30 protein-coding genes and 1 tRNA gene are annotated in these 25,634 nt (G+C 65.1%); 16 read left to right on the forward strand and 15 right to left on the reverse strand.

Features of this window, described 5'->3' with window-relative positions; all coding sequences use genetic code 11:
* Positions 1-12: 12 nt before the first annotated feature.
* Both AWC27_RS10085 and mbp1 read right to left on the reverse strand, forming a co-directional pair.
* Positions 13-1,029 (reverse strand): chemotaxis protein CheB, encoded by a 1,017-nt coding sequence (locus tag AWC27_RS10085; protein WP_085670354.1) that lies wholly within the window; start codon positions 1,027-1,029, stop codon positions 13-15.
* Positions 1,030-1,769: 740 nt separating this feature from the next.
* Complete coding sequence (gene mbp1, locus AWC27_RS10090) at positions 1,770-2,006, reverse strand: microaggregate-binding protein 1 (RefSeq protein WP_085670355.1); 237 nt, start codon at positions 2,004-2,006, stop codon at positions 1,770-1,772.
* Between the two features lie 192 nt (positions 2,007-2,198).
* On the opposite strand from mbp1, the gene AWC27_RS10095 reads away from it, so the two are divergent.
* From AWC27_RS10095 to AWC27_RS10105, 3 genes are all read left to right on the forward strand, one after another.
* Positions 2,199-2,975 (forward strand): SDR family NAD(P)-dependent oxidoreductase, encoded by a 777-nt coding sequence (locus tag AWC27_RS10095; protein ID WP_085670356.1) that lies wholly within the window; start codon positions 2,199-2,201, stop codon positions 2,973-2,975.
* Between the two features lie 98 nt (positions 2,976-3,073).
* A complete protein-coding gene (locus tag AWC27_RS10100; RefSeq protein WP_085670397.1) occupies positions 3,074-3,331 on the forward strand; it encodes a DUF7218 family protein in 258 nt (85 codons plus the stop codon).
* Between the two features lie 193 nt (positions 3,332-3,524).
* On the forward strand, positions 3,525-3,809 hold the full coding sequence (locus AWC27_RS10105; protein ID WP_085670357.1) for a WGxxGxxG family protein: 285 nt from the start codon (positions 3,525-3,527) through the stop codon (positions 3,807-3,809).
* 80 nt (positions 3,810-3,889) lie between these two features.
* On the opposite strand, the gene AWC27_RS30925 is transcribed toward AWC27_RS10105, so the two are convergent.
* The gene (locus AWC27_RS30925) at positions 3,890-4,051 is read right to left on the reverse strand and encodes a hypothetical protein (protein WP_169726748.1); all 162 of its coding nucleotides are present in this window, start codon (positions 4,049-4,051) and stop codon (positions 3,890-3,892) included.
* A gap of 34 nt (positions 4,052-4,085) precedes the next feature.
* Positions 4,086-4,670, reverse strand: coding sequence for a nucleotidyltransferase family protein (locus AWC27_RS10110; RefSeq protein WP_085670358.1), 585 nt, complete (start codon positions 4,668-4,670; stop codon positions 4,086-4,088).
* A 193-nt stretch (positions 4,671-4,863) separates the two neighbouring features.
* Here AWC27_RS10110 and AWC27_RS10115 point away from each other — a divergent pair, with 193 nt between their 5' ends.
* Together AWC27_RS10115 and AWC27_RS10120 are read left to right on the forward strand one after the other, a co-directional pair.
* Positions 4,864-5,814: an acyl-CoA dehydrogenase family protein gene (locus AWC27_RS10115; RefSeq protein WP_085670359.1), complete on the forward strand. Its 951-nt coding sequence runs from the start codon at positions 4,864-4,866 to the stop codon at positions 5,812-5,814.
* A 12-nt stretch (positions 5,815-5,826) separates the two neighbouring features.
* Positions 5,827-6,588 carry an endonuclease/exonuclease/phosphatase family protein gene (locus tag AWC27_RS10120; protein WP_085670360.1) on the forward strand — a complete coding sequence of 254 codons (762 nt, stop codon included), beginning with the start codon at positions 5,827-5,829 and terminating at the stop codon, positions 6,586-6,588.
* A 2-nt stretch (positions 6,589-6,590) separates the two neighbouring features.
* Here the strand turns inward: AWC27_RS10120 and AWC27_RS30930 are convergent, their stop codons facing one another.
* Positions 6,591-6,752, reverse strand: a complete 162-nt coding sequence (locus AWC27_RS30930; RefSeq protein WP_169726749.1) for a hypothetical protein — start codon at positions 6,750-6,752, stop codon at positions 6,591-6,593.
* A gap of 25 nt (positions 6,753-6,777) precedes the next feature.
* Entirely contained in the window at positions 6,778-7,317 is a 540-nt protein-coding gene (locus AWC27_RS10125; protein WP_085670361.1) for a cysteine hydrolase family protein, read from the reverse strand.
* 128 nt (positions 7,318-7,445) lie between these two features.
* Between AWC27_RS10125 and AWC27_RS10130 the strand changes: the two genes are divergently transcribed.
* The 6 genes from AWC27_RS10130 to AWC27_RS10150 all read left to right on the forward strand — a co-directional run bounded on the left by AWC27_RS10130 (position 7,446) and on the right by AWC27_RS10150 (position 13,526).
* Positions 7,446-7,808 carry a hypothetical protein gene (locus AWC27_RS10130; protein ID WP_245846975.1) on the forward strand — a complete coding sequence of 121 codons (363 nt, stop codon included), beginning with the start codon at positions 7,446-7,448 and terminating at the stop codon, positions 7,806-7,808.
* Between the two features lie 166 nt (positions 7,809-7,974).
* A complete protein-coding gene (locus AWC27_RS10135; protein WP_085670399.1) occupies positions 7,975-8,277 on the forward strand; it encodes a DUF4193 domain-containing protein in 303 nt (100 codons plus the stop codon).
* Between the two features lie 31 nt (positions 8,278-8,308).
* On the forward strand, positions 8,309-9,661 hold the full coding sequence (locus AWC27_RS10140; RefSeq protein ID WP_139836880.1) for a cytochrome P450: 1,353 nt from the start codon (positions 8,309-8,311) through the stop codon (positions 9,659-9,661).
* Between the two features lie 63 nt (positions 9,662-9,724).
* Positions 9,725-9,973, forward strand: coding sequence for a DUF4190 domain-containing protein (locus AWC27_RS10145; protein ID WP_085670362.1), 249 nt, complete (start codon positions 9,725-9,727; stop codon positions 9,971-9,973).
* 73 nt (positions 9,974-10,046) lie between these two features.
* A complete protein-coding gene (locus AWC27_RS30015) occupies positions 10,047-10,202 on the forward strand; it encodes a hypothetical protein (protein ID WP_139801919.1) in 156 nt (51 codons plus the stop codon).
* Between the two features lie 150 nt (positions 10,203-10,352).
* Positions 10,353-13,526 (forward strand): ATP-binding protein, encoded by a 3,174-nt coding sequence (locus AWC27_RS10150; protein WP_085670363.1) that lies wholly within the window; start codon positions 10,353-10,355, stop codon positions 13,524-13,526.
* Positions 13,527-13,590: 64 nt separating this feature from the next.
* On the opposite strand, the gene AWC27_RS10155 is transcribed toward AWC27_RS10150, so the two are convergent.
* The 4 genes from AWC27_RS10155 to ponA2 all read right to left on the reverse strand — a co-directional run bounded on the left by AWC27_RS10155 (position 13,591) and on the right by ponA2 (position 18,288).
* Positions 13,591-13,664 (reverse strand) — tRNA-Pro (locus AWC27_RS10155).
* Positions 13,665-13,724: 60 nt separating this feature from the next.
* Positions 13,725-14,831 (reverse strand): L-cysteine desulfhydrase Cds1, encoded by a 1,107-nt coding sequence (gene cds1 / locus AWC27_RS10160; protein WP_085670364.1) that lies wholly within the window; start codon positions 14,829-14,831, stop codon positions 13,725-13,727.
* Positions 14,828-15,778 carry a metallophosphoesterase gene (locus AWC27_RS10165; RefSeq protein ID WP_139836884.1) on the reverse strand — a complete coding sequence of 317 codons (951 nt, stop codon included), beginning with the start codon at positions 15,776-15,778 and terminating at the stop codon, positions 14,828-14,830. Before AWC27_RS10165 ends, cds1 begins: the two co-directional genes overlap by 4 nt.
* Before the next feature lie 86 nt (positions 15,779-15,864).
* Positions 15,865-18,288: a transglycosylase/D,D-transpeptidase PonA2 gene (gene ponA2 / locus AWC27_RS10170; RefSeq protein WP_085670366.1), complete on the reverse strand. Its 2,424-nt coding sequence runs from the start codon at positions 18,286-18,288 to the stop codon at positions 15,865-15,867.
* Positions 18,289-18,648: 360 nt separating this feature from the next.
* On the opposite strand from ponA2, the gene AWC27_RS10175 reads away from it, so the two are divergent.
* A complete protein-coding gene (locus tag AWC27_RS10175) occupies positions 18,649-18,996 on the forward strand; it encodes a WhiB family transcriptional regulator (RefSeq protein WP_085670367.1) in 348 nt (115 codons plus the stop codon).
* A 140-nt stretch (positions 18,997-19,136) separates the two neighbouring features.
* On the opposite strand, the gene AWC27_RS10180 is transcribed toward AWC27_RS10175, so the two are convergent.
* The 3 genes from AWC27_RS10180 to bagA form a co-directional block, all read right to left on the reverse strand.
* On the reverse strand, positions 19,137-19,769 hold the full coding sequence (locus AWC27_RS10180) for a trimeric intracellular cation channel family protein (RefSeq protein ID WP_085670368.1): 633 nt from the start codon (positions 19,767-19,769) through the stop codon (positions 19,137-19,139).
* Positions 19,770-19,909: 140 nt separating this feature from the next.
* The gene (gene bagB / locus AWC27_RS10185; RefSeq protein ID WP_085670369.1) at positions 19,910-21,073 is read right to left on the reverse strand and encodes an ATPase BagB; all 1,164 of its coding nucleotides are present in this window, start codon (positions 21,071-21,073) and stop codon (positions 19,910-19,912) included.
* The gene (gene bagA / locus AWC27_RS10190; protein ID WP_085670370.1) at positions 21,070-22,092 is read right to left on the reverse strand and encodes an ATPase BagA; all 1,023 of its coding nucleotides are present in this window, start codon (positions 22,090-22,092) and stop codon (positions 21,070-21,072) included. Before bagA ends, bagB begins: the two co-directional genes overlap by 4 nt.
* A gap of 41 nt (positions 22,093-22,133) precedes the next feature.
* Here bagA and sp36 point away from each other — a divergent pair, with 41 nt between their 5' ends.
* From sp36 to AWC27_RS10200, 3 genes are read left to right on the forward strand one after another with little or no spacing between them, the layout of a single operon-like run.
* Positions 22,134-22,295: a Sp36 family protein gene (gene sp36 / locus AWC27_RS30020; RefSeq protein ID WP_003419736.1), complete on the forward strand. Its 162-nt coding sequence runs from the start codon at positions 22,134-22,136 to the stop codon at positions 22,293-22,295.
* 5 nt (positions 22,296-22,300) lie between these two features.
* Entirely contained in the window at positions 22,301-22,750 is a 450-nt protein-coding gene (locus AWC27_RS10195) for a RidA family protein (protein ID WP_139836886.1), read from the forward strand.
* Positions 22,747-23,538 carry an MBL fold metallo-hydrolase gene (locus AWC27_RS10200; protein WP_085670372.1) on the forward strand — a complete coding sequence of 264 codons (792 nt, stop codon included), beginning with the start codon at positions 22,747-22,749 and terminating at the stop codon, positions 23,536-23,538. Before AWC27_RS10195 ends, AWC27_RS10200 begins: the two co-directional genes overlap by 4 nt.
* A gap of 28 nt (positions 23,539-23,566) precedes the next feature.
* Here the strand turns inward: AWC27_RS10200 and crp are convergent, their stop codons facing one another.
* Complete coding sequence (crp, locus tag AWC27_RS10205) at positions 23,567-24,241, reverse strand: cAMP-activated global transcriptional regulator CRP (protein ID WP_012396681.1); 675 nt, start codon at positions 24,239-24,241, stop codon at positions 23,567-23,569.
* 96 nt (positions 24,242-24,337) lie between these two features.
* A complete protein-coding gene (locus AWC27_RS10210) occupies positions 24,338-24,733 on the reverse strand; it encodes a hypothetical protein (protein WP_085670373.1) in 396 nt (131 codons plus the stop codon).
* 173 nt (positions 24,734-24,906) lie between these two features.
* On the opposite strand from AWC27_RS10210, the gene nth reads away from it, so the two are divergent.
* Positions 24,907-25,587 carry an endonuclease III gene (gene nth, locus AWC27_RS10215; protein ID WP_139836887.1) on the forward strand — a complete coding sequence of 227 codons (681 nt, stop codon included), beginning with the start codon at positions 24,907-24,909 and terminating at the stop codon, positions 25,585-25,587.
* Positions 25,588-25,634: the final 47 nt, after the last annotated feature.

The raw sequence follows: 25,634 nt of genomic DNA on the forward strand, positions 1-25,634 counted from the left end.
GTGGGGACGGGGTCAACCAACTGCATCACCCCGACGAGGTCCACCGGCCGCCAGCCGTTCGCTCAGTATGCTCAATGCGCATTCGGTTTCCTCTGCCAACTCCGTGTAGCGCTGAAAGAGCGTGCCGGGGCCGGCTTTATCGGCCAGTTGGCGCGACAGTTTGGCCTTCTCCTGCAGGCTGCGCAGTGCGACCCAGAGCGCGCCCTCTACTTCGTTGTCGCGCGCGGCCAGCAGTGCGTCCGGGGTCCAGGCGTGACCGACGCGGCACCGAAAGTTGCTTTCGCCGACCACAACCAGCGACCCGTTGCAATCCGGGCAGGTATATCCCGACGCCGGACCCAATTCCTGGGTATCGAATGCGGTGGAGAAGCGAGTTGTCATGGCGATTCGATTCTCCAACTCCATCGCGTCATCTGGCTCCACCTCCGGCTCCTCTAATTCTCGATGCGACAGCTCCTTGAGCACCGCGCCAACATCGGCTGCCGCGGCCATGCGGTTCAATACACCCGCGTTCTGGGCGTTAATCGGCATGGCCGGGAAAAGGGCGTCATTGGGTGACTGGCCGATCGCATAGCCACCGCGGGAACGAATCGCCGACAGCCCCAACACCCCGTCGTGAAGAACACCGGAGAGCAACACGCCAATCGCGCGCGGCCCGAAAGACAATGCCACCGAACGAAACAAGGCGTTGATGGCCGGTCGGTGTCCATTCTCGGTCGGCCCCTGCGACAACACCACACGATGGTCAGCAACCAGCAGATGGCGGTCTGGACTGGCCACGTAGATGTGTGCCGGTTCCAGCGGGGCGCCGTTTTTGGCGGTGACGGCGGGCAGCGGCCCGTTGCGGTCGATGATACGGGCCAGGGCACTGGGTGCACTCGGAGGAAGGTGCAAAGTCACCAAATAGGCGTAGGGCAGATCCGGCGATAGTCCCGCGGCCAAATTCGACACCGCTTCGACGCCACCAGCGGAAGCCCCGATGGCTACCACTCCGCGAAGGTCGTGCCAGTTGGCCGCCTGCATCATCATTTCGCAATACCCTCTTCCAGGTTAGGTAACCGCCGCGGTGCTGGGTAGTACCACGTGCGCACAGAAGTCGAGAAATCGGTACAGAAAGACCGCTTAGCGAATTGCCAACACGATTTTCGGCGCCGTGCCGAGCCAGCCGGGCCCGGGTTTGCCCGGTGCCGGTCATCCCTGTTAGGGCGCGGTCAGCAATACCGAACTGCTCGGCGCGGTGCGGAGCAGAGGAGGACGCCCTCATCGAAGCGCACTTCGTCGCGTTGTGTGAGGTGGTAGGCCGCACCAGCCTGAAGGTCAATCGGCTATCAGGCTGGGCTTGACAGCTGGCGAGGTGGCGTTCGGCGGCGGCCGGCCGTTCCGTGTGTCGCGAATACTGTTGTTCTACTGCGCATTACACGTCGATACATCGCCAATGACTACGGACATGGGGAGACGTTCTGTGCGGACGCCTCGATAGCGGCCACCGTTCAATGAACTACACCTCAATGCTGTTTCACGGGCTTTGCATGGCGCTCGACGACGTACTGCTTTCGGCACAGTAATCATGAAACCGCTTGTGATCGAGCGTGATTCGATCTTCGACGTCGATGCCGAGAGATCGGCGGCGAGGGTAGCCCCGATGCGGCGGCGGTGCGCGCTGGGAGACTCATCTACCCGGGACACGGCGTGGCGAGCGGGTTTGACGCTCCTGCGGCCCCGGCGATGGGCCGGGGCCGCAGGAGGGGAGGTCAACGATTATTGGTTGTCTACTGGTTGGACTTCTGCCGCTCTTCGGCGGCTTCGGCGCCGCCGCGCGCTGATTCGGCTTGTGCCTCTTTCTTGGCGGCATCACGCTGGGCATCCGCCTTGTCCTGCTGCGCCTCGCCTTCATTGACCAGGTCGTCGCTGCCGGTAACAGTGCCCACAGCTTCCTTGGCCTTACCCTTGACGCCCTCAACAACGCCTTTTGCGCCTTCTGCGGGACCACTCTTGTCGTCGCTCATCACTTTTTCCGTTCGTTGTCGTTTTCCTTCGCGGCTGTGTGTTCCCGGTTCGCGTGGCATGAAACGGGAAGGCGATACCGGCTCCGTGCCTTAGCCACTTTGCGAAAACATCCGCAGTCGCGGTCACGGAAATGTTTGACGGGAACGGCGCTTGGGTAGCACCGCGCTGCGACACGAAACTAAGGACTGCTAATGACAGCCAGCTTTGCGTTGATCACCGGTGCCAGCTGTGGCGTGGGTTTCGCCTTGGCCGAACAGTTCGCCAGACGCGGCTATGACCTGGTCGTGGCCGACGGCTACGACGAAATACACACCGCGGCAGCCGCGCTCAGTGTCTTCGGTACCGACGTTCAAGCCGTGCAGGTCGATTTGTGTTGTGCCGACAACGCGTACCTGTTGCACCGGCGTGTAATGGCCGCGCGTCGACCCGTCAGCGCAGCCGCCCTCACCACATCGGTGGGGGACTCGTTATGCCTGGACGGTACGCTCGATTGCGCGCTGGATGTGGTGGACGCCAGCGTGCGCGGGACCATGCTGCTGGCCCGGCTGCAGGCCGGTCAGATGGAGGTGTGTGGCGGCGGCGGGATCATCTTGACGGCATCGCCGGGTGCCCCGATGCCGGGCCTGGATGCGGCGGTGTACTCGGCCAGTGCAGCTTTCCTGCAGGCGTTCGCCGCGACGCTGCAGGACGAGGTGCGGGACTCGGGGGTCAAGATCACCGCGCTGATGCCCCGAGCAGACGATGCCGCCAGCTTCACCGACTTGCTAATCGCTTTGGTGCGACGCGCAGCCGACAGTGAGCCGGCCAACGTCGCCCGCCAAGCATTCGAGGCGCTCACGTGCAACGACAAGCAGGGGCTGGCGGCCTGGGCAACGGACGCGGTGACCGCACTGGCCGGGCGATTGATCTCCGATCACGTGAAAGGTCCTGTCCGGCAGATTATTTCGCCGACCGGAGAGGCCGTGTGATGTCACGCGGCACCTGGGCGCTGGTCCTGCCCGGTTTGGTGTGTACCAAACCGGGCACTCTGGCTGCGGCATTGCATCACGGATAGGAGGTGGCCACCGTGCCGAATTCATCGATCAAGAACGAAAAGCTGTACGAAGACTTACGGAAGAAGGGCGACTCCAAGGAGAAGGCAGCGCGAATCTCCAACGCAGCGGCCGGTCAGGGAAAGTCCAAAGTCGGACGCAAGGGCGGCAAGTCAGGTTCCTACGAGGACTGGACCGTGCCGCAACTGAAGAAGCGAGCCAAGGAACTCGGCATGTCCGGCTATTCGAGCCTGACGAAAGGGAAACTGGTCGCCAAACTGCGCAATCACTGAGGCGCAGCGGCACACCGCGAAATGCAAGTGTCCGAAGATGTTTCCGCGATAGCAGCCCGGGTAAGCCTACTGCGGCGGCGGTACGGGGCAGATGCCCTGGATTCGCGTCGCGCTCGCGAGGGACTAGAGCACACTGGTCCTTCTCCCGATTGGTCATGTCTATTTTGACGACCGCAAAAAATTTGGAGGAACAATGCGTAGGACCATTGCAGTGATTTCTGCCACCGGCGCACTGCTATTCGGTGGCGCTGGCATTGCCAACGCTACGACTGATGCGCCAACCCCAGCTTCTACGACGACGACGCTGGCCGATAACGGCACGAACAATAACAACAACAATGACGACAACACCGGACTGTGGGGACTTGCCGGCCTGCTCGGCCTGCTGGGCCTCGCGGGCTTGAAGCGCCGCGGCGATGTACGCCCAAGCGCCGGACCAATTCCCAACACGACCAACGCCCGGGGTGGCGCTATCTAGTCGAGCCCTCACCGGAGCCCCGCAGCGCTTTTGCGCTGCGGGGCTTTACAATTCGAGTTGATTTCACTCAGTCCTGCAGGTCAGTCCGGAGGTTCCTGCTCGGACACTTCCGTGCGGGCTTGTTGTTGGCGCTCGGCCACGTTTCCGGGTACGTTCTGCTCCCGGCGTTCTTCGATGACGCCGTCCTGAAGCTCGTCGACGACGTTCTTGAGCTCTTCGTCCCGGCTGGGATGGGATTCCATAGTGCAGTGCGGTACCCGCCTTGGGGCCTTTTATTCACCGCCGCAGCCCAAGCCTGTCGGCCAACACCAGAAACGCGACGGCGAAATCGCTGTCGCCGGTCGCGACCGCGATCCGATCCCAGTCCAGTTGTTCTCGGATCGCCCGTGCCGCGGGAAGCAGTTTGGCGAAGTCACAATAGTGCTCGGTAAGAGCACGCAATTTCTGAATGAACACCGTAGTCGGCGGAAACACCGGCATCGAAATCGCTTGCACAACGCGAACTTCGGCGCAATCCAGGGTGGTGGGCTCGACGATCAATCCATTGACTCGGTGCAGCACGTCGACCACTGTGTCGCCGCTGCACGCCTTGAACAGCCAATCTTCGGGTGGACGTTCGATCCGGAATCCCGTCTTTTCAAGTGTGGCCACAGCGGCCGGCACGTCGGACTCGGCGACCACGAAATCGACATCGTGGTTGGGTTCTGGTGCGCCATAAGCCCACAGCGCGTAGCTGCCCGCCAAAGCGAACCGTGGTCCGTGCTCTTTGAAAGCCGACGCGGCGATACGCAGCGTTTCGCGTAGCTGCGTACAGCGCGTGTCGGTGTCCACGGCTGGGGCCGTTGTTGACGTGGCAGTCATGTTGGCTAGGGCATACCCAGCCTTTGCTGATGGCAACCTGACTATCCGAAGAGCGGCGGACAATCGTTTAGTGCGTGGCGAAACCGGGCAATTAACAGCCCATGTCAACCGCAGTGTCGCTTTCCTACGACCAGGTTGCCGCGATGATTTCGGCGCACACTGATTTGCCGGCCGGCCCGGGAACGAGGTCCGCATGACGGCAGGATTGGTGCGGCATTGGCTGGACACAGGCCGACTGGACTTGCCGCTGCCCGCTTCGGGGTGCACCGGAAAGCGTTTGCAACAACTGGCCGAGTTGGCCCATGAGGACATTTCGGCGGCCCGCATTGCCGAAGCACATGTCGATGCCGTCGCAATCCTGAACGAATTGGGCGGCAAACCACCAAGTTCTGAGCAACTTTGGGGCGTCTGGGCCGCCGAATCCCCGGACGCCGTGCTTACGGCTACCCACCTCAGCGGCGACGCGTTCACCCTCACCGGCACAAAGGTGTGGTGTTCGGGAGCCGGATTCTGCTCCCACGCGCTGGTGAGCGCGTTTATCGGCGGTCATCGCGACGAGCGGGGTCTGTTCGCGCTGACCGTCACCGACCCTGGCATCAAACCGCTGCCGAGCACCTGGTGGAACTCCGGCATGGCAGGCAGCGACACCCGGCCGGTGCAGTTCACCAACGCGCTCGCGGTCCTGGTCGGTGACCCCGGCGACTACACGAGCCGGCCCGGGTTCTGGCACGGTGCGGTCGGCGTCGCCGCGTGCTGGCTCGGAGGCGCACGACGAGTCGCCGATCCGCTGTATCGGTGCGCGGGAAGCGAATCGGCTGACGCGTACGCGCTCGCGCACCTGGGGGCCGTCGACGCCGCACTGACCGCCGGCGAGGCGATGCTCGCCCGCGCGGCAGAGCAGATCGACGCCGACCCGTTCGATCGGACCGGTACCGCTCAATTGCTAGCTCGACGGGTGCGCGCCGTGGTGGAAAACGCGGTCGACGAGGCGATTACCCGCACCGGCCGGGCACTGGGGCCGGGCCCCTTGACCGAAGACGGCCGGCACGCACAGCGGGTGGCCGACCTGAGCATTTACATACGGCAAAGCCACGCTGAGCGGGATTTGGCCGAGCTGGGCCGCCTGGCCGGACGGCGCAACTAAGGCTGGCTAGCCATGCGGGTGGCGACCTTCAACATCCTGCACGGTCGTACCGTAGGCAACGGAGTGGACCTGCAGCGGCTCTGCGATGCCGTGCGACTGCTGGACCCCGACGTGCTGGCCCTACAAGAGGTGGACTGCGACCAGCCGCGGTCGGGTCGGGCAGATCTCACCGCGGCGGCCGCCGAAGCCATGGGTGCCGTCGAGCACCGGTTCGTCGCCGCGATATCAGGGACTCCCGGGGCGACCTGGATGGCGGCCACCGGCAGTGAGCAACCCGGCACCGCGGGCTACGGAATAGCGTTGCTGTCGCGCTTCCCGGCGTCCAGTTGGCAGGTGGTGCGGTTACCGCGGATCCCCATGCGGTTCCCGATGTATCTGCCCGGGCCCGACAAGGTGATGGTCGTCGACGAGGAGCCGCGGACGGCGGTCATCGCGCGGTTGCAGACCCCGCTGGGCCCGATGACGGTCGCTAATACCCACTTGTCGTTCGTGCCGGGCTGGAACCGGCGGCAGCTGCGCCGACTGGTGCACGCCCTGCGCGGGCTCCCCGGCCCGCGAGTGCTCACCGGGGACCTGAACCTCACGCCCGCGGCCGTCCGCCGCTGGTCGGGTATGCGTGCGCTGGCCACCGCGACAACGTTTCCCGCGCAGGCCCCCGACCGTCAGCTCGACCACATCCTGACCGACGACCGGGACCTGCGCGCGGGTGCGACGGCGGCCGAGCTGATGCCGATCTCAGATCATCGGCCGCTCGCCGTCGACCTGCACCGCTGAGATCAGCCGTCCTGGCTGCGCGCCTCGGCCCCGGTTTGGCCGGCGTCGAAGGCGTCGTCGGCCGCGGTGCGTCCGACGTACTCTTCGCGACCCTCGCGCGACTTCGATTCGTGCCGCTCGGATTCCACATCGGACTCCGCTTTCTCAGGCTTGCGTTCGGTCATCGGGCACCTTCCTTGTCGGTAAGTCTCAGCGCAGGCAGTGCGCGGTCGGCAGCAATTCGGCGCTCATGTTGCGTTCCATCATCTTCAGCGCCGCCGCCCCCAGCTCCTCGTCGATGTGCGCGACCGCATCGGGCGGGACCACGACCTCGTAGTGGCGCAGGTAGCCGTCGAGGGCGCTGTAGAGGATGCACTGCTCGGTCACCTGTCCGGCCAGCACGAGGCGCTTGGCCTCGAGGCGGTCCAGCAGGTAGTCCAGGGCGGTCGAATAGAAGACGCTGTGGCGGACCTTGGTGATTATCCGACTGCCCGGTTGTGGCACCAATGGCTCGACCAGCTCGGGGTGTTCACCGTCCAGCGCCGCCGAAATGATGGCGTGATGGTCGGCGGTGAAGTCGCCGCGGTTGTCGTTGACGTAGATGACGTCGACGTCGTCGCGGCCGTCGGCATCTTTGATCAGGGCGACCAGCGGATCGATGATGGCAGCCACACTGTTGGCCAGCTGTTCGGCGTCGGGATGGTCGTAGTCATTGAACATGTCGATGACCAGCAGCGCGGTGTCACTCACCGCCCTCTAGTACCCGTGCTGGTCGGGGGTTATGCATTGCGGGTGTCGCCCCGTTTGGGCCGGGTGGCGATCGGGTAAGCGCCAGGCAGTTGCTGGGAAGTCGGGCAAAATAACTGATAGCAGAAATAATGTCTGTGGGATACAGTGACTGCCATGCGCCGACGCCGTCGGCCCGCATCCTGATCGTCTCGCTGGGAGTGACCATGCATTACACCGCAAATGGCGTAGCCGCCGGCGAGTCCGACCAGAGTGGCGTCAGTATCCCCGGTTTGATTGCGGCGGGTGTCTGGGCGATCGGCCTGGTAGTGGGACTGATAGCGCTGGCTACCGGCCATGCTGCCGTGGCCGGTGTTTCGCTGGTGCTGGCCGTCATGTCGCCGTGGTTCGGGCTGGCGTGGGTATCGCACAGCCAGCGCCGGGTGGCCCATGAAGCGGTGTCCGTCGGTTCGTTTTCGAGCAGCTGGCACGGGCTGCGATTCACCGCGCGCTGAGCGCGTCCGCTAAATCCGTCAGAGTAGCCGCATCGGCACTTGGCGCAAGCGTGCTGAGCGTGTGTGGGATTTCTTAACGTTGATAGGTGTGGCCTGCGCGTTAACGGGGTACTGACTGACCCACGGGTTGACCACTGACCCGGTGAGTCAGCAGGAAGGAACCACCATGTCGACCGTTAGCGATTACGACGCACGCCGCGTGTCCGACGCCGACCAAGGGGACAAGTCGGTCATGCGCGAACTTACGCCCAACTTGCCCAAGCTGACCACCGCAGTCATCGACGATGATCCCAATGACACCCCGTTCTTCGACCTGCCCGGCGCCGACCTGTCCGGTGAAGAACTGACGGTTGCCGTGATACCCCAACGCTCCGACGAGTTCACCTGCTCGTGCTGCTACCTCGTGCAGCATCGCAGCCGGCTGCGCAGCTCCAGTGGAGGGCGCATGATCTGCGCCGACTGCGTCTAGGGCGGGGTCTGCTGCAGTACCGTCACTTGTTGTGACGCTTCCCGATTCGCGGCGTCCGCCCGGCTTACCGGCTCCGCACGGGCTGCGCGCCGCCTTCGCGGCAGCCTATGCGGTGGCCTACCTGGTGGGTGGCGAGCGCCGGATGCTGCGGTTGATCCGTCGGTATGGGCCGATCATGACGATGCCGATCCTCAGCCTGGGTGATGTTGCGATCGTGTCCGACCCGGGGTTGGTCAAGGAGGTTTTCACTGCTCCGGCCGATGTCCTGCTGGGCGGCGCCGGGGTGGGGCCCGCGGCGGCGATCTATGGATCCGGGTCGATGTTCGTGCAGGAGGAGCCAGAACATCTGCGACGGCGCAAGCTGCTGACGCCCCCGCTGCACGGCGCCGCGCTGAGCGGTTATGTGCCGATAATCGAGGAGTCAACTCGTGCGGCGATGCGCACATGGCCGGTTGACCGGCCGTTCGAGATGCTGGCGGCCGCGCGGTCGCTGATGCTCGACGTCATCGTCAAAGTCATCTTCGGCGTCGACGACCCGGATGAGGTGCGGCGCTTGGGCCGGCCCTTCGAGCGACTGTTAAACCTCGGTGTCTCAGAGCAATTGACGGTTCGCTATGCCCTGCGCCGCTTGGGCACGTTGCGGGTCTGGCCGCAGCGGGCCCAGGCCAACGCCGAGATCGACGACGTGGTGATGCCGTTGATCGCGCAACGTCGCAGCGATCCGGGGTTGTCCGGGCAACGCGACATTCTGGCGTTGCTGATGTGCGCGCGCGGCGACGACGGAAAAGGACTGTCCGACAGCGAGATTCGCGATGATCTGATCACATTGATGCTGGCCGGCCACGAAACCACCGCGACCACGCTGGCCTGGGTATTCGATCTGCTGCTGCACCATCCCGATGCCCTGCAGCGGGTGCGCGAGGAGGCCGTGAGCGGCGAAGAAGCCTTTACCACGGCGGTGATCGACGAGACCTTGCGGGTTCGGCCGCCCGCACCCTTCACCGCACGGGTGGCCGCCAAACCCTGCGTCATCGGCGGTTACCGCATCGAGGCCGGCACGCGGATCGTCGTCCATATCATCGCCATCAACCGCAACGGCGATATCTACCCGCACCCCAACGAGTTCCGCCCCGAGCGATTCCTTGGTACCCGGCCGCAGACCTACGCATGGGTCCCGTTCGGCGGTGGGGTCAAACGCTGCCTCGGTGCTGCGTTCTCGATGCGAGAACTCATCACCGTGCTGCACGTGTTGTTGCGCGAGGGCGAATTCAGCGCTGTCGACGAAGCGCCCGAGCGCATCGTGCGACGCTCCATCATGCTGGCGCCCCGGGGTGGCACCAGGGTGCGCTTTCGCCTCCGTCAGCGGCTCCAAGAATCCTTTTAGAACCTTCCAAGCCGCGGCCGGGAACCTCTTTGACGACCGTCCACGACGAAAGGGAGTAGGCCGATGACCACCACTTACCAGACCGGGCCCATTGCGCGCGCCGTGCCGGCGGACTCGGCCCACGTCTACGCCAGGGCAGCGCTGGCCTTCGGCATCGTCGGGGCGGTGTGGTTGAGCGTGATCCTCGGCATCGCCGCACTGGTCCAGATGGACTCCCAGGAAAAGGGCCGTGGACTGGCGATCGCCGGCCTGGCGGTGTCCGGTGTATGGATCGCCCTGTTCTTCGCGCTGACTCGCTGGCACCTCGGGTAAGCGGTTGGACGCGGCTGGACGGGGTACCCCGATCTTGACCAGCTATTAGACAGCGTTCAACAGAGGGGGCGCCATGATTATCTTGGGCATCATCCTGCTAGTGATCGGGTATTTCACCAGCCTGAGCATCCTGTACACAATCGGCGGCATCTTGATCATCGTCGGTGTGATCCTGTGGATCCTGGGCGCCGTCGGCCGACCGGTGGCCGGCCGCAGGGTCTGGTTCTAGCGCACGCCATAGTTCGTGCGCCCGTGCGGCTGACGGATATGGCGCTGATCGTTGCGATGATTGACCTTTGGGCCCTCCACCGGCCTATTCTTTGAGAATCCTTTGAGAACCCCTTGCGAATGCTGGGGTCCACGAGCGGCGGAGGGTCTCATGACCGCAGCGATCGCGTGCCGCAAGTGTGGCATCGAGGCGCGTGAGGGTGCGCGATTCTGTGACGGCTGCGGTACACCCGTCACGGAGCAGGACACCCGTGCGGAGTACAAGCAAGTCACAGTGCTGTTCGTGGACGTGGTTCACTCGATGGACATCGCCGCCGCGGTCGGTGCGGAGCGGCTGCGCGAGATCATGACCGACCTCGCCGAACGCTGTGCGACGGTGGTGCAGCGTTACGGCAGCACGGTGACACAGTTCACCGGCGACGGGATCATGGCGGTGTTCGGCGCGCCGGTCGCATTGGAAGACCACGCCGTTCGTGCCTGCCTTGCCGCCTTGGGCATTCAGGAGGAGGCGAAGCGGCTTGCCGCCGATGTCGGCGAGCGCGACGGTATCGAGTTGCTGTTGCGGGTCGGGCTGAACTCCGGTGAGGTGACGGCAGGCGGCCTGGGTTCGGGCAAGTTCGGCTACGCCGCCGTGGGCGAACAAGTCGGCATGGCGCAGCGGATGGAATCGGTGGCACCGCCGGGTGGGGTGATGCTCAGCGCGTCCACGGCGCGCCTCGTTGAGGGCGCGGCCGAGCTCGGCGAGCCGGACTTGGTTCGGATCAAGGGTGCCCAGGAACCGGTGCCCGCTCGTCGGCTGTTGGGCATGGGCAACCGACATCGCGTTGCCGGGCGTGCCGAGGCGACTCTGGTTGGCCGGCGCTGGGAGATGTCCGCCGTTGAAGGCTTGCTGGAGCGCGCCATCGAGGGCCACGGCGCGGTGGTGGGCGTGGCCGGCTCAGCGGGCATCGGCAAGAGCCGCCTGGTGCGTGAGGTTGCCGCAATGGCAGCGGCCAGGGGCATCGAGGTATTCAGCGCAGTGTGCGAATCGCACGCCAGTGACGTCCCGTTCTACGTCGTGGCGCAGTTGCTGCGTGCCGCCACCAGGGTGGCTGATCTGGACGCCTCGGCCGCCCGTGCGCAGGTGCGAGCCGAAATCCCCGATGCCGATCCCGAGGACGTGTTGCTATTCGATGACCTGGTGGGGATCGCCGATCCCGAGGTGGAGCTGCCCAAAATCGATCCGGATGCGCGACGCCGCCGGTTGACTGCGCTGATCAATGCGGCGTCGCTGGCCCGCCAAACCCCGTTGGTCTACATCATTGAGGACGTGCACTGGATCGACGAGGTCAGCGAATCGATGGTTGCCGACTTTGTGGCGGTGATCCCGCAGACGCACTCGCTGGTGCTGATTAGCTACCGCCCCGAATATCGCGGCGCGTTGCGCAATGTGCCCGGTGCTCCGAGCATCGCCCTTGCGGCGCTGAGCGATTCAGAGACCGCAGCGTTGGTCTCGGAGCTGCTCGGGCCGGACCCCTCGGTCGGGGCGTTGGCGACCATGATCGCCGAACGGGCTGCCGGTAACCCGTTTTTCGCCGAGGAGATAGTCCGTGAGCTGGGCGAGCGCGGTGTACTGAGCGGCCACCGCGGCGCCTACCTGTTGATGGCCGATGTGGCTGACGTCAGCATGCCCGCAACCGTGCAGGCCACCATCGCGGCCCGCATCGACCGGCTGAACCCCAAAGCGAAACGCACCCTCGGCGCGGCGGCGGTCATCGGCTCCAAGTTCAGCCCGGACCTGCTGAAAACGCTTGGTATTGAACCCGTTGTCGAGGACCTCCTGACGGCCGAACTCATCGATCAGGTGAGGTTCACCGGAGATCCCGAGTACGGGTTTCACCATCCGCTGATTCGCACGGTGGCCTATGAGTCACAGCTCAAATCGGATCGGGCCGAACTACACCGGCGCGTGGCAGCCGCGATCGAAGTGCGTGACCCAGCCTCGGCTGATGAAAATGCGGCCTTGATTGCCGAACATCTGGAGGCCGCCGGTGATGGGCACGCCGCCTACGGCTGGCACATGCGCGCGGCTACGTGGGCGACCAACCGCGACGTCACCGCGGCGCGACAAAGTTGGGAACGCGCCCAAACGATCGCCGACGCATTACCCGCCAACGACCCCAGCCGGGCTGCCCTGCGCATCGTTCCGCGGACCATGCTGTGCGGGATCGCCTGGCGAGTCCACGTGAATGTTGCCGGTGACCGCTTTGACGAACTGCGGGAGTTGTGTGCGGCCGCCGGGGACAAGGCCTCACTGGCCATCGCCATGGCAGGGCTGGTAATGGATCACGCGTATCGGGACCGGATGCGTGAGGCGTCGCAGCTGGCAACCGAAGCCTGGGCCCTCATCGAGTCGATCGGCGATGCGGCCTTCACCGTGGGCCTGTCAGTGCCGGCGATTTACGCCAAGGCGGAACGCATCGAGGCCCATGACGTGGAGCGGTGGTCACAAACGGTCATCGACCTGGCCGACGGTGACCCGGCGAAAGGCAACTTCATTGTCGGGTCTCCGCTAGCGCTCGCCTTCACCATGCGCGGTGTCGGCCGGTATTTCCTGGGTCGTCCTGGATGGCACGACGACCTGCGGCAGGGCCTGGCCATGGCCCGCAGCGTCGACTCCCTGTCCTACGCCATGGTCGTCGCCTACGCCTATTTTCCGGGAATAGCGACGGGCGCGCTGCGGCCCGACGATTCCGCGGTGCGCGAGATCGAGGATGCCGTACGGATCGCCGAACGATCCGGCGACGATCTCGCGGTGTCGAATGCGCGGGCGACGATGGGCATGGCGCTGATCCACCGCGACACTGATGCGGAGCGTGACCGCGGACACCAGCTGCTGGCCGAGGTTGGTGAGGTGTTCGTGCGCGGCGGGCACAACCTGGCCGAGGTGCCGATGATCAATCTCTACTTGGCACGTGAGCGGGCTCGGCGTGAAGATCGCGATGGCGCCATACCACTGGCGCGCGCCGCCGTTGACCATCTGTTCCGCGGCGGACAGCTGCTGGCGTGGGGCATTCCCGCGACCGGCGTTCTGGTCGAGACACTGCTCGACCGCGGCGCCGACGATTACGTAGCCGAAGCCGAAGCCGCAATCGAGCGGTTAGCGGCCGCGCCAGCCGATGAGGGGCTGGTGATACGCGACGTCTGGCTGCTGCGGCTACACGCACTCCTGGCGCGCGCTCAGGGCGACGCCGAGGGCTACGCGCAATTCAGAGATCGCTACCGCGACGTGTCCAGATCACTTGGCTTCGAGGGACATACCGCGTGGGCCGAGGCGATGCCCTGACGCTGTAGTCCGGAAGCACACAGCCCAGACTTGCTCTGTACGGCTGTTACCAGCCGTTTCTGAGTCGGGGTGGCGGGATTCGAACCCACGGCCTCTTCGTCCCGAACGAAGCGCGCTACCAAGCTGCGCCACACCCCGCTTGAAGCTTCGACAGCCTATCGCACCGGCCGGTCGACTAGCCAAACCGCAGGTCGCGCCTCAGTTCCAGGTGCCGGAGCGTTCAAATTCAAGCAGCGACTGTGCCGCGCCGGCCGGATCGATCCCCTGAGCGCTGACCCACTCGTCGCAGTAATAAGTGTCGGAGTAGCGATCACCGCTGTCGGCGAGCAGGGTGACCACCGAACCGCTGCGGCCCTTGGCCATCATCTCGGCGAGCAGGCCGAAAGCCCCCCACACGTTGGTGCCCGTCGACGGCCCCACCCGCCGGCCCAGTACGGCGCTGAGGTGGCGAGCGGCGGCAATCGACGCCCCGTCGGGCACCGACACCATGCGATCGACGACCTGGGGCAGGAACGACGGTTCGACGCGCGGGCGCCCGATGCCCTCGATACGCGACGATGCCGATATGACGAGGTCGTATCGGTTTTCGGCATAGGCGGGGAAAAACGCGGAATTCTCCGGGTCGACCACACACAACCGGGTCGCGTGCCGTCGGTAGCGGATGTAGCGGCCGATGGTGGCGCTCGTTCCGCCGGTGCCCGCACCCACGACGATCCAGTCGGGGATCGGGTGTTTCTCCTCGCGCATCTGCATGAACATCGACTCCGCGATGTTGTTGTTGCCGCGCCAGTCGGTGGCGCGCTCGGCGTTGGTGAACTGGTCCAGGTAGTGCCCGCCGGTCTCCTCCGCCAGGCGCGCGGCCTCGGCGTACACCTGGCTCGACTTCTCCACGAAATGGCAACGGCCACCTTGGGATTCGATGAGCGCGATCTTGGTGGCACTGGTAGTGGCAGGCATTACGGCGATGAACGGCAGACCGAGTATGGCCGCGAAGTAAGCCTCGGAGATCGCCGTCGAGCCCGACGACGCCTCGACCACCGTCGTACCCTCACCGATCCACCCGTTACACAGCGCATACAGGAACAGCGACCGCGCCAGCCGGTGCTTGAGGCTGCCGGTGATGTGCGTCGTCTCGTCTTTCAGATAGAGCTCGACGCCGGCGTCGTTGCACCAGGCCGCGGGCAGCGGGTAGCGCAACAAATGGGTATCGGCACTGCGGCGTGCATCAGCCTCGATCAGCCGGATCGCGTTGTCCGTCCAGCTGCGGGACTGGCTGCGGACCGCTATGCGGGTCCGATCGCTCAACGCACCGAAGCTGTCGGCTGTGAGCGGCCCAGGTTGCTGCTGGAATCACGGCCCCCCATGGGCGTCGCGATGAGCGTCAGCAAGGTTGCCTCCGGCCGGCAGCAGAACCGCACCGGCGCGAACGGTGAGGTACCTATCCCGGCCGAGACGTGCAACCGCATGTTCGCGCCCCATTGCGACGCTCCCTTGGCGCGCGAGCGGTCCAGGCCGCAGTTGGTCACCAGGGCGCCGTAGAACGGCAGGCACAGCTGTCCGCCGTGCGTGTGGCCGGCCATCACCAGCTGGTAGCCGTCGGCGGCGAAGCGATCGAGCACCCGCGGTTCGGGTGAGTGGGTCAGGCCCAGCCGAAGATTGGCCGCCGGACTGGCCGGTCCGGCGATGGTGTCGTACCGGTCGCGGTCGATGTGCGGGTCGTCGACGCCTGCGGCCGCGATGTGCAGCCCGGCCACCTCGAATTCGCGGCGGGTATGGGTGAGGTCGAGCCAGCCGCGCTCGGTGAACGCTGCCCGCAGGTCCTGCCAGGGCAACGGCTCGCCCTTGGTCCGGTGATCGGGGTTGGTCAAGTAGTTCAGCGGGTTCTTCAGGCGTGGCCCGAAGTAGTCGTTGCTGCCGAAGACGAAGACGCCCGGTCGCGACAGCAGGTCGCCCAGCGTCTGCACGACGGCGGGCACCGCCTTGGGGTGGGCCAGGTTATCGCCGGTGTTGACCACCAGGTCGGGCTCCCAGCTGGCCAGCTCGCGCAGCCAGGCCTGCTTGCGGCGCTGGTTGGGCAGCATATGCAGGTCGCTGATATGCAGCACCCGCAGCGGCGTCGAACCCGGCGACAGGACCGGCATCGTCACCTCGCGCAGCACGAACGCGTTGCGTTCGACGAACGCTGCATAACCGACGCCGGCGATCGCCGAGCCGAGGGCGACGGCACCGGTGCGTAACAGGAAAGGGGCCATTGGACGAACATCAGCCATGCCAGGCAGCCTACTGCCGTTTGGCGGGTGACCGCGCGTTCTCCGCCTCTTCCGGGGCCGCTTCCGGTTTAGGGCGGAGGCGGTGGCGGGGGCGGTGCCAGCAGCGGAATGGTGATCGGCGGCAGGCCGGGAATCTCGACTACCTGTGATCCGATCGGCACCGGCGGCGCACCCTCCGGCGGCGGCGGCGGTGGCGGCGGGATGCCGTTACTGATTTGGATGGTGATGATGGATCCCGGGATCGTCTGGCCGCTGGGTGAGGTGCCGACGACCTCGCCGTACTTGGCGGTGCTGTTGACCGAGTTGGGTTGGTCGGCGACCTGGAAACCGGCGTCCTTGAGGCGCTGGCGCGCCAGGTCTATGTCCAGACCGGCCACGCTGGGCACCCGGGAACCCGGCGAGCCGTCGACATAGCGCGGGTCGGTCGGCGGCAATGCGATGTCGCCGAAGTTCTTGGCAATCGGCTTCATCGCGGTGAACCAGGTGCGGGCCGGCTCGTTGCCGCCGTAGAGGTCGCCGTCGCCGCAGTGGCGCAGCGGGGCTGAGCACAGATCGGTCGGCGAGGTCGAGTCGTCGTAGATGTAGTTGGCCGCCGCGTAATGGTTGGTGAAGCCGACGAAGCCGGAGGAGCGGTGGGCCTCGGTGGTGCCCGTCTTGCCCGACATCGGCAGGTCCCAGCCCGCGGCGCCCGCCGAACCCGCGGCCGTGCCGGATCCCACCGCGTCCTTGCTCATGGCGTTGGCCAGGGTGTTGGCCAGACCCGTTGGGACCACCTGATCGCAGGTCTCGGTGGTGACGGCGACCTCGTTGCCGTTGCGGTCGATCAGTTTGTCGATGGGGTTGGGCGGGCACCAGACGCCGCCGGAGGCGAGCGTCGCCGCGACATTCGACAGTTCCAGCGCATTGACCTCGATCGGGCCGAGGGTGAACGACCCGATGTTCTGCCGTTTGACGAAGTCGGCCAGGCTCTCGTTGCTGTCCGGGTTGTAGTCGCGGGCAGTGCCGGGATTGGCGTAGGACCGCAGGCCGAGTTTGATCGCCATGTCCACCGTGCGCGTCACGCCGACCTGCTGGATCAGCTTGGCGAACGCGGTGTTGGGCGAGGTGGCGAGCGCGTCAGTCACGCTCATCGATCCCCGGTAGTTCCCGGCGTTGATGACGCACCAGGTGTCCTTGGGACAGCCCTTGGCTCCACCGCTACCCATGCCCTTGGCCTGGAACCGGGCCGGCACGTCGAGGTTGGCGTTGATGCCCATGCCCATATCCAGGGCGGCCGCCGTGGTGAAGATCTTGAAGACCGAACCGGCGCCGTCGCCGACGAGGGAGAAAGGCTGTGGGCGCATCGTTTCGCCGGCCTCGGTGTCCAGCCCGTACTTGCGGTTACTGGCCATCGCGACGACCTTGTGCGAATCCTTTCCGGGCAGGATCACGCTCATCACGCTGGAGATGCCGGCCAGCGTCGGGCTGGCGAATTTGTCGATGGCCGTCTTGACCGGAATCTGGACGTCGGGGTCCAGATTAGTGCGGATGAGGTAGCCGCCGCGGGCAACCTGTTCCTTACTAATACCGGCGCGCGACAGGTATTCCTGGACGTAGTCACAGAAGAAAGCGCGGTCACCTGCGGCGATACAGCCCCTCGGCAGCTCGTTGGGCTGCGGCAAGATCCCCAGCGGTTGCGTCTTGGCGGCGCGCAACGCGTCGGCTTCCTGCGGGATGTTCTCGATCATGGTGTCCAGCACCAAGTTTCGCCGGGCCAGCGCGCCTTCTGGGTTGGTATACGGGTTGAGCGTGCTGGTGGACTGCACCATGCCGGCCAGCAGGGCCGCCTGCTGCCAGTTCAGGTCGATCGCGTTCACGCCGAAGTAGGTTTGCGCGGCGTCCTGCACACCGAACGAGTTGTTGCCGAAGGACACCAGGTTCAGGTAGCGGGTCAGGATCTCGGGTTTGGTGAAGGTCTTGTCCAGCGTGAGCGCCATCCGAATCTCACGCAGCTTGCGCGCCGGGGTGGTCTCGACGGCCGCGCGCTTTTCGGCGTCAGTCTGAGCCGTCACCAGCAGTTGGTAATTCTTTATGTATTGCTGCTCGATTGTTGAGCCGCCGCGGGTGTCGACGTCGCCGGAGGCGTAGCCGGCCAGGCCGGTCAGGGTGCCTTTCCAGTCGACGCCGTTGTGGTCGGCGAACCGTTTGTCCTCGATCGAGACGATCGCCAGCTTCATGGTGTTGGCGATCTTGTCCGACGGCACTTCGAAACGGCGCTGAGAGTAAAGCCACGCGATGACGTTGCCCTTGGCGTCGACCATGGTCGAGACTGCCGGGACTTCCCCTTCGAGCAGCTGGGCCGAGCCGTTGGCGACAACCTCTGAGGCGCGATTGGACATCAGGCCGAGGCCGCCGGCGAAGGGGAACATCAGCGCCGCGGCCACGACGCTGGCGAGCAGACAACACCCAGCGAGCTTCAGCAGAGTGATAACGGCTGGGGGGCGCTCGGACATGCGTACTACAGTAGCGACCCTCTGTCACCCCCCCGCGCCGCTGCGCCAAAAAAAATCTTTTCTTAAGGTGCCATCCTGCGTGCTGAGGGCCCATAGCAGAAATTTGCGGCTGCGTCACTGGTCAGGGCCACTAAACCGGACCAACAACAGGTGTTTCTCCCGGCAGATTGGTCTAAGACTGGACGCCCGTACCAGAAAAACCGTTATCGGACTGTTGCGCAATTGCCACCTGAACACCTAACTTGTATAGGCAGTGAGATTCAGGTAACAGCGATGTGCATAGTGTGGCGAGAATCGCAACATCGGCTGGGACCCGAGGAGGGCGGTCGCGATTAGCGACCGGGAGGAAGGGATCAGCTCGTGTCAGGAACACGTCCGGCTGCTAGAAGGACGAACCTAATGGCCGCGCAAACGCCTCTTCGCAGCGTCGAGGCCGAAGAGCGCATTACCTGGGTGTCCAAGGCCCTCTGCCGGGCCACCGACCCGGACGAATTGTTCGTCCGTGGGGCTGCACAGCGTAAGGCCGCGGTGATCTGCCGGCACTGCCCGGTGATGCAGGAATGCGGTGCCGACGCACTGGACAACAAGGTGGAGTTCGGTGTCTGGGGTGGCATGACCGAGCGTCAGCGCAGGGCTCTGCTCAAGCAGCATCCCGAGGTCGTCTCCTGGTCGGACTACTTCGACAAGCGCAAGCGCCGCAGCGGGTAGTTGGGGGCCCGGGGACGGCCCTCGTCATTACATTTCTGTTACGACGACCGCCAGTAAAAATCTAATTGCCTTGTGCCCGATAGGGACTGGCGCGTGTGGAATACATTAATTCCTCAGCCACCGTTGCGTGGCACTTTTCGTTAATCAGCTTGGGAGCCGGGCGGGCTCGGCGCGTTCAGGCCGAATCGAACGCCGACCATCCGGATGATGAAGCAAACCCCCGCGGCTGCCAGCGCGGCTGGGAGTCCATAACATCCCAGCCTGATCGCCGCAACGGTGATGGCGGAGGCCACCAGCGCCGGGATTGCGTACAGTTCGCTGCGCAGTACGGTCGGGATCTGCCCGACCAGCGTGTCCCGCAGCGTTCCCCCGCCGACGGCGGTGACCACACCCAGCAGGATCGCCGGTGCGATCCCGAGCCCGAACGTCATTGCCTTATTCGCGCCGATAACCGCGAACACACTGAGGCCGATCGCGTCCAGCACCACGATGGGTGTCTCCAGCCGGGAAAGCTTGCGGCTGAGCGCGAATGCGATCAGCCCACCGGCGAAGGCCAGTGTGAAGTAGCGCCAGTCACGAAACGTTGCCGGCGGTACCGCACCGATGATCAAGTCGCGGACGACACCGCCGCCCAACGCGGTCATCATGCCCAGGGTCACCACGCCCACCACGTCCAGCCGTGCCGCGCGCACCGCCGTCATTGCCCCGTTCAAGCCGAAAACAAAGGTGCCTGCCAGATCCAGTACCAGCAGCAGCGGCGGTTCGGGGGTCACCCTCAGTGCCTACCACGTGTGGCACCAGGCCATATCCCAACCTTCGGACCCCGGTACCCGGCCCCGCTGATATCGCCGGCGTTATCGCGTTTGGAATTTGGGTGTGGAGCCTCGCCGCGATGCTGGTGTGACTGATGTGATCAGCGGCGGGCCGCTGCGCGGGCCGCTTCATCTCCGACCGAGGTGATCTGGTCAGCAAGGGCCCGCAGCGCCTCCAAATCGGAGACGTCAAACGGCAACGACGGCACCCCGACAACCGGCACATGCGGGTTGGCCCCGGTGAACCGGGACAGCAGCCGGATCTCCCGCTTGGCGGTCTGTCCGCGGTCGGCATGAATCCGCAGCACGGCTGCCGCCAGTGACGCGGCTTCCGAGCCGGCGCCTTCGGACTCCAGCGTCTCGGTGGCGTCGATGGCCCGCTCGACGGGCAACGCGCACAACGGCGGATGGGTCCGGTTCAAGACGAGCCCCGCCAGCGGCATCCCCTCCTGGGACAGCCGATCCACGAAGAACGACGCCTCGCGCAGTGCGTCGGGTTCGGCCGCCGAAACCACCACGAACTGGGTGCCGCGCCGCTTCAACAACGCATACGTGCGATCCGCCTTTTCGCGGAAACCGCCGAACGTGGCATCCAGCGACTGCACGAATGCCGCGGCATCGGCCAACATCTGCGAACCGAGAATTGTCGACATGGCTTTCATGGCCAACCCCATTGCGCCGGTGACTAATCGCCCAATGCCGCGACCGGGGGCGAGCAGCAGCCGCCACAGCCGGCTGTCCATGAAGCTACCCAATCGCTTTGGCGCGTCCAAGAAGTCCAAAGCATTGCGGGACGGAGGGGTATCGACCACAACCAGGTCCCAACGGTCTTGACTCAGCAGCTGCCCCAGCTTCTCCATGGCCATGTACTCTTGCGTTCCGGCGAGCGACGTGGCGACGGTCTGATAGAACTGGTTGTCCAGAATCGATTGCGCCCGATCGGATCCGGAGTACTGGACCACCATCTCGTCGAACGTGCGGCGCATGTCAAGCATCATCGCGTGCAGCTCGCCTGGAACCTCTGGCGCCAACGGCACTCGTTGCGGTGCGTTGCCAAGATCGTTGACCCCCAACGCTTGTGCCAGTCGCTTGGCTGGGTCGATGGTCAAAACCACTACGGTGCGCCCATATTCGGCGGCACGCAATGCAATCGCCGCCGCGGTGGTGGTCTTGCCTACACCGCCGGCGCCGCAACAGACCACCACCCGGTTGGATGTATCGGCGAGGATAGCGGCCATATCAAGGGTTTTCGGCGTGACGCTCATCGAACCCCCTGGTGTGCCAGCGATTCCGAAAGTTCGTAAAGGCTGCCGAGGTCGACGCCGTCGGAGATGGTCGGCAATTCCAGTCGAGGTACCTGCAGCGCGTCGAGCTGCTGCGCGGTCTCGGCGCGAGCGGCGATCCGGGTGGCATGCTCGATGGTCTCGGTCAGCAGACCGGCGAAGTCGGCGTCGCTGAGCTCGATGCCGGCTGTTGCCAATCCGGCCCGCACCGAGTCCGCATCGACATCGCCTTCGGCGGCCTTCGCTAAATCGTCAGGCGCGAGGTAGGTCGGAATATTGCGGTTCACGATCACACTGCCGATCGGCAGGTCCATGTCTGACAGCTCCTCGATGGCTTCCAGCGTTTCCTGTACCGGCAGCGCTTCCAGCAGGGTCACCAGGTGGATGGCGGTCTGGTCGGAATGCAGCAACCGGACCACGCCCTCGGCCTGTGAATGCACAGGACCGCCCTTGGCCAGGTCCGACACCGCCTTGGTGACGTCCAAGAACCGCGCGATGCGCCCCGTCGGTGGCGCATCGACGACGATCGCGTCGTAAACGGGCAGCTTGTTCTTGTCGACGCGGATCACCGTCTCTTTGATCTTTCCGGTGAGCAGTACGTCGCGCAGACCGGGCGCGATCGTCGTCGCGAATTCGATCGCTCCGATGCGGCGCATTGCCCGGCCCGCTATACCCAGGTTGTAGAACATGTCGAGGTATTCCAGAAACGCGGCCTCGATGTCGATCGCGAGCGCGTTGACCTGTCCGCCCCGCTCGGCCGTCGCGATCTTGAGTTCCTGATACGGCAGCGGCGGAACATCGAATAGTTGCGCAATCCCTTGGCGCCCTTCAACTTCCACCAGAAGCACTTTGCGGCCGCCCGCTGCCAGCGTCAGCGCGAGGGCCGCTGCGATAGTCGATTTCCCGGTCCCGCCTTTGCCGGTCACAAAATGCAGGCGGGCCTTGGATAGGCGCGATGGCCAGCCGACGGAACTACCGCCGCTAGAAGTGTTTGCCACCATCGCATGCTAGCTCTAGCTCCCCGACGGATAAGCTTCGCGTCATGACCCAACCCACCGCATGGGAATACGCCACGGTTCCGCTGCTTACGCACGCCACCAAACAGATCCTCGATCAGTGGGGCGCCGACGGGTGGGAGTTGGTGGCGGTGCTGCCCGGCCCGACCGGTGAGCAGCACGTTGCTTACCTGAAGCGCCCGAAGTGAGCGATATCCAGGCCCGGTTGAGCGAACTCGGTATCGCGTTGCCACAAGTGGTGGCGCCGCTGGCGGCCTATGTTCCAGCGGTACGCACGGGCAACCTCGTGTATACCGCGGGCCAGTTGCCGTTCGAGGCCGGAAAGCTCGCACAGACCGGCAAGGTGGGTGCCGACATCAGCCTGGAGGACGGAAAAGCTCTGGCGCGACTGTGCGCGCTCAACGCGTTGGCGGCTATCGACTCGCTGGTAGGTCTGGACTCGGTGACCCAGGTGGTCAAAGTGGTTGGTTTCGTTGCCTCCGCGCCCGGCTTCAATGGTCAGCCGAGTGTGATCAACGGGGCCTCCGACCTGTTGGCTGAGGTGTTCGGCGATAAGGGCGCGCACGCGCGGTCGGCCGTCGGCGTGTCCGAGCTACCGCTGGACGCCCCGGTGGAAGTCGAGCTGATCGTGGAGGTCGGCTGACGATCGTGGCCGAGCTGGCGCATCCCGCATACGGGCAATTGCGGCCGGTCACGGACACCGTGTCGGTGCTGCTGGCCGAAAACCCCGGCCTGATGACGCTGGAGGGCACGAATACTTGGGTGCTGCGCGGGCCGCGCAGCGACGAGCTGGTGATTGTGGATCCTGGGCCGGACGACGACGAGCACATCGCACGGGTGGCCGCGCTGGGACGGATCGTGCTGGTGTTGATCAGCCACCGCCATGGCGACCACACCGACGCCATCGACAAGCTGGTCGAGGCGACCGGGGCGACGGTGCGGTCGGCGGGCAGCGGCTTCTTGCGCGGTCTCGGCGGTGAGCTGGTCGACGGCGAGGTGATCGACGCGGCCGGCCTGAAGATCAAAGTGATGTCGACTCCTGGCCACACCGCCGACTCGTTGTCCTTTCTGCTCGACGACGCGGTGCTGACGGCCGACACAGTGCTGGGCCGCGGCACCACCGTCATGGATAAGGAAGACGGCAGCCTTGGCGACTACCTGGAGTCACTGCACCGGCTGCGTGGTCTCGGCAAGCGGGCGGTATTGCCCGGCCACGGGCCGGAGCTCCCCGACCTGGACGCCGTAACGCAGGGGTACCTGATGCACCGGCATGAGCGGCTCGAGCAGGTGCGCTCTGCGCTAAGGGATCTCGGCGAGGACGTCAGCGCGCGCCGGATAGTCGAACACGTCTACGTCGACGTCGACGAAAAGCTGTGGGACGCAGCCGAATGGTCGGTCCAGGTGCAGCTCAACTACTTGCGGGATCAGTAGCGCTCGGCGCGTTAACGCGCTCGGCGCGTTAACGCGCTCGGCGGGCCAGGCGCTCCGAGTCGGAGATGAGCACGCTCTTGCCCTCCAGCCGTATCCAGCCGCGGTGGGCGAAATCGGCCAGCGCCTTGTTCACCGTCTCCCGGGAAGCGCCCACCAGTTGCGCGATCTCCTCCTGAGTCAGGTCGTGCGTCACCCGCATGGCGCCACCCTCTTGCGTGCCGAACCGCTGTGCCAGCTGCAGCAGCTGCTTGGCCACTCGGCCGGGCACGTCGGTGAAGATCAGGTCGGCCAGATTGTTGTTGGTTCGCCGCAGCCGGCGGGCCAACACCCGCAGCAGCTGCTCGGCGATCTCGGGGCGGTCGGCGATCCAGGCCCGCAGCGCGTCGCGGTCCATCGAAACGGCTCGCACCTCGGTGATGGTGGTCGCGCTGGACGTCCGCGGCCCCGGGTCGAAGATGGACAACTCGCCGAACATGTCTGACGGACCCATGATGGTCAACAGGTTCTCCCGGCCGTCCGGTGACCTGCGGCCGATCTTCACCTTCCCCGCAACGATGATGTAGAGCCGATCGCCCGGCTCACCCTCAGCGAAAACCGTGTGTCCACGGGGGAAGTCGACCGGCTGCAGTTGTTTGGTCAGTGCGGCGACCGCGCCGGGTTCAACCCCCTGGAAGATTCCTGCCCTTGCCAGGATCTCGTCCACGTTGCCTCTTCACTTTTCCAACGAATTGATACGGGCAGGCCAAGCTTTTGACCGTGACGAGTCTAAAGGTAGGCCAATCGGTGCGACCTGCCAACGCTAGACACGATTAATGTGTCGAGTCGCGCCAAATTGCGGATTGGGCCGGGCGTGCCTGTGCGCCCGGTTCGGCAGGGCCACCTCGACGCGGGTGGTGACCTCGCTGGCAAAGAACGCCTCGACATGGTGCCGCCCGATGGGCGGCTCCGGGGACCGGGCCACCGCCAGGCCAAGGGCCTGACGCCGGTGCAGGTAGTCCAGAGCCTCCGGCATTCCCTCCCTGGCCAGCGTACGTACGTCCACTGGCTCGGCCTGGTCAAGGAATTCGGCGACGTCGCGCGCCGTCACGGTATCGCGGCCAAGTGTCTTTTCCAGCCGCCCCAGCCCGAGCGTCGCCAGCATCAGCAACGCCGGAATGCAGGCAACCAGCAACCATGACACAAGGAGAGTAAACATGGCTTTGAATCAACACGAGGTCTCGGCGAGATCACGAAATCAGTACTCTGTCGTAGGTGACAGCGGCAAAATCGTCCGGACGTTCGAAGCCGAAGCCGGCCATTCCCGGACCTGAAGTCGCAGCCCGCTGGTCCACGGAGACCCGAACCGGCCTGGTGCGACGGGCGCGGCGGATGAATCGTGCACTGGCGCAGGCGTTTCCACACGTGTACTGCGAGCTCGACTTCACCAATCCGCTCGAGCTCGCGGTGGCCACCATTCTTTCGGCGCAGAGCACCGACAAGCGGGTGAACCTGACGACGCCGGCATTGTTCGTGCGATACAAAACGGCGCTGGACTACGCGCAGGCGGACCGCACCGAGCTGGAAGAGCTGATCAGGCCGACCGGCTTCTACCGAAACAAGGCGTCGTCCCTCATCGGTCTGGGGCAGGCGCTGGTCGAGCGGTTCGACGGCGAGGTACCGGCCACCATGGCGGAACTGGTAACGCTGCCCGGCGTCGGACGCAAGACCGCCAACGTCATCCTGGGCAACGCCTTCGACATCCCCGGAATCACCGTTGACACCCATTTCGGACGGTTGGTGCGGCGCTGGCGTTGGACCGCGGAAGAGGACCCGGTCAAGGTCGAGCACGCGGTGGGCGAACTGATCGAACGCAAGGAGTGGACCTTGCTGAGCCACCGTGTCATCTTCCACGGCCGTCGGGTGTGCCACGCCCGCAAGCCGGCTTGCGGGATATGTGTGCTCGCCAAAGATTGCCCCTCCTACGGACTTGGCCCCACCGATCCGTTGCTGGCCGCGCCCCTGGTCCAGGGGCCGGAAACCGAGCACCTATTGGCCCTGGCAGGGCTGTAATTGCTGAGCGGCGCGAGTGTGAAGAAGGCCGCACGCTGGAGCGCGAG

Source organism: Mycobacterium szulgai (assembly GCF_002116635.1).
GTDB classification, from domain to species: domain Bacteria; phylum Actinomycetota; class Actinomycetes; order Mycobacteriales; family Mycobacteriaceae; genus Mycobacterium; species Mycobacterium szulgai.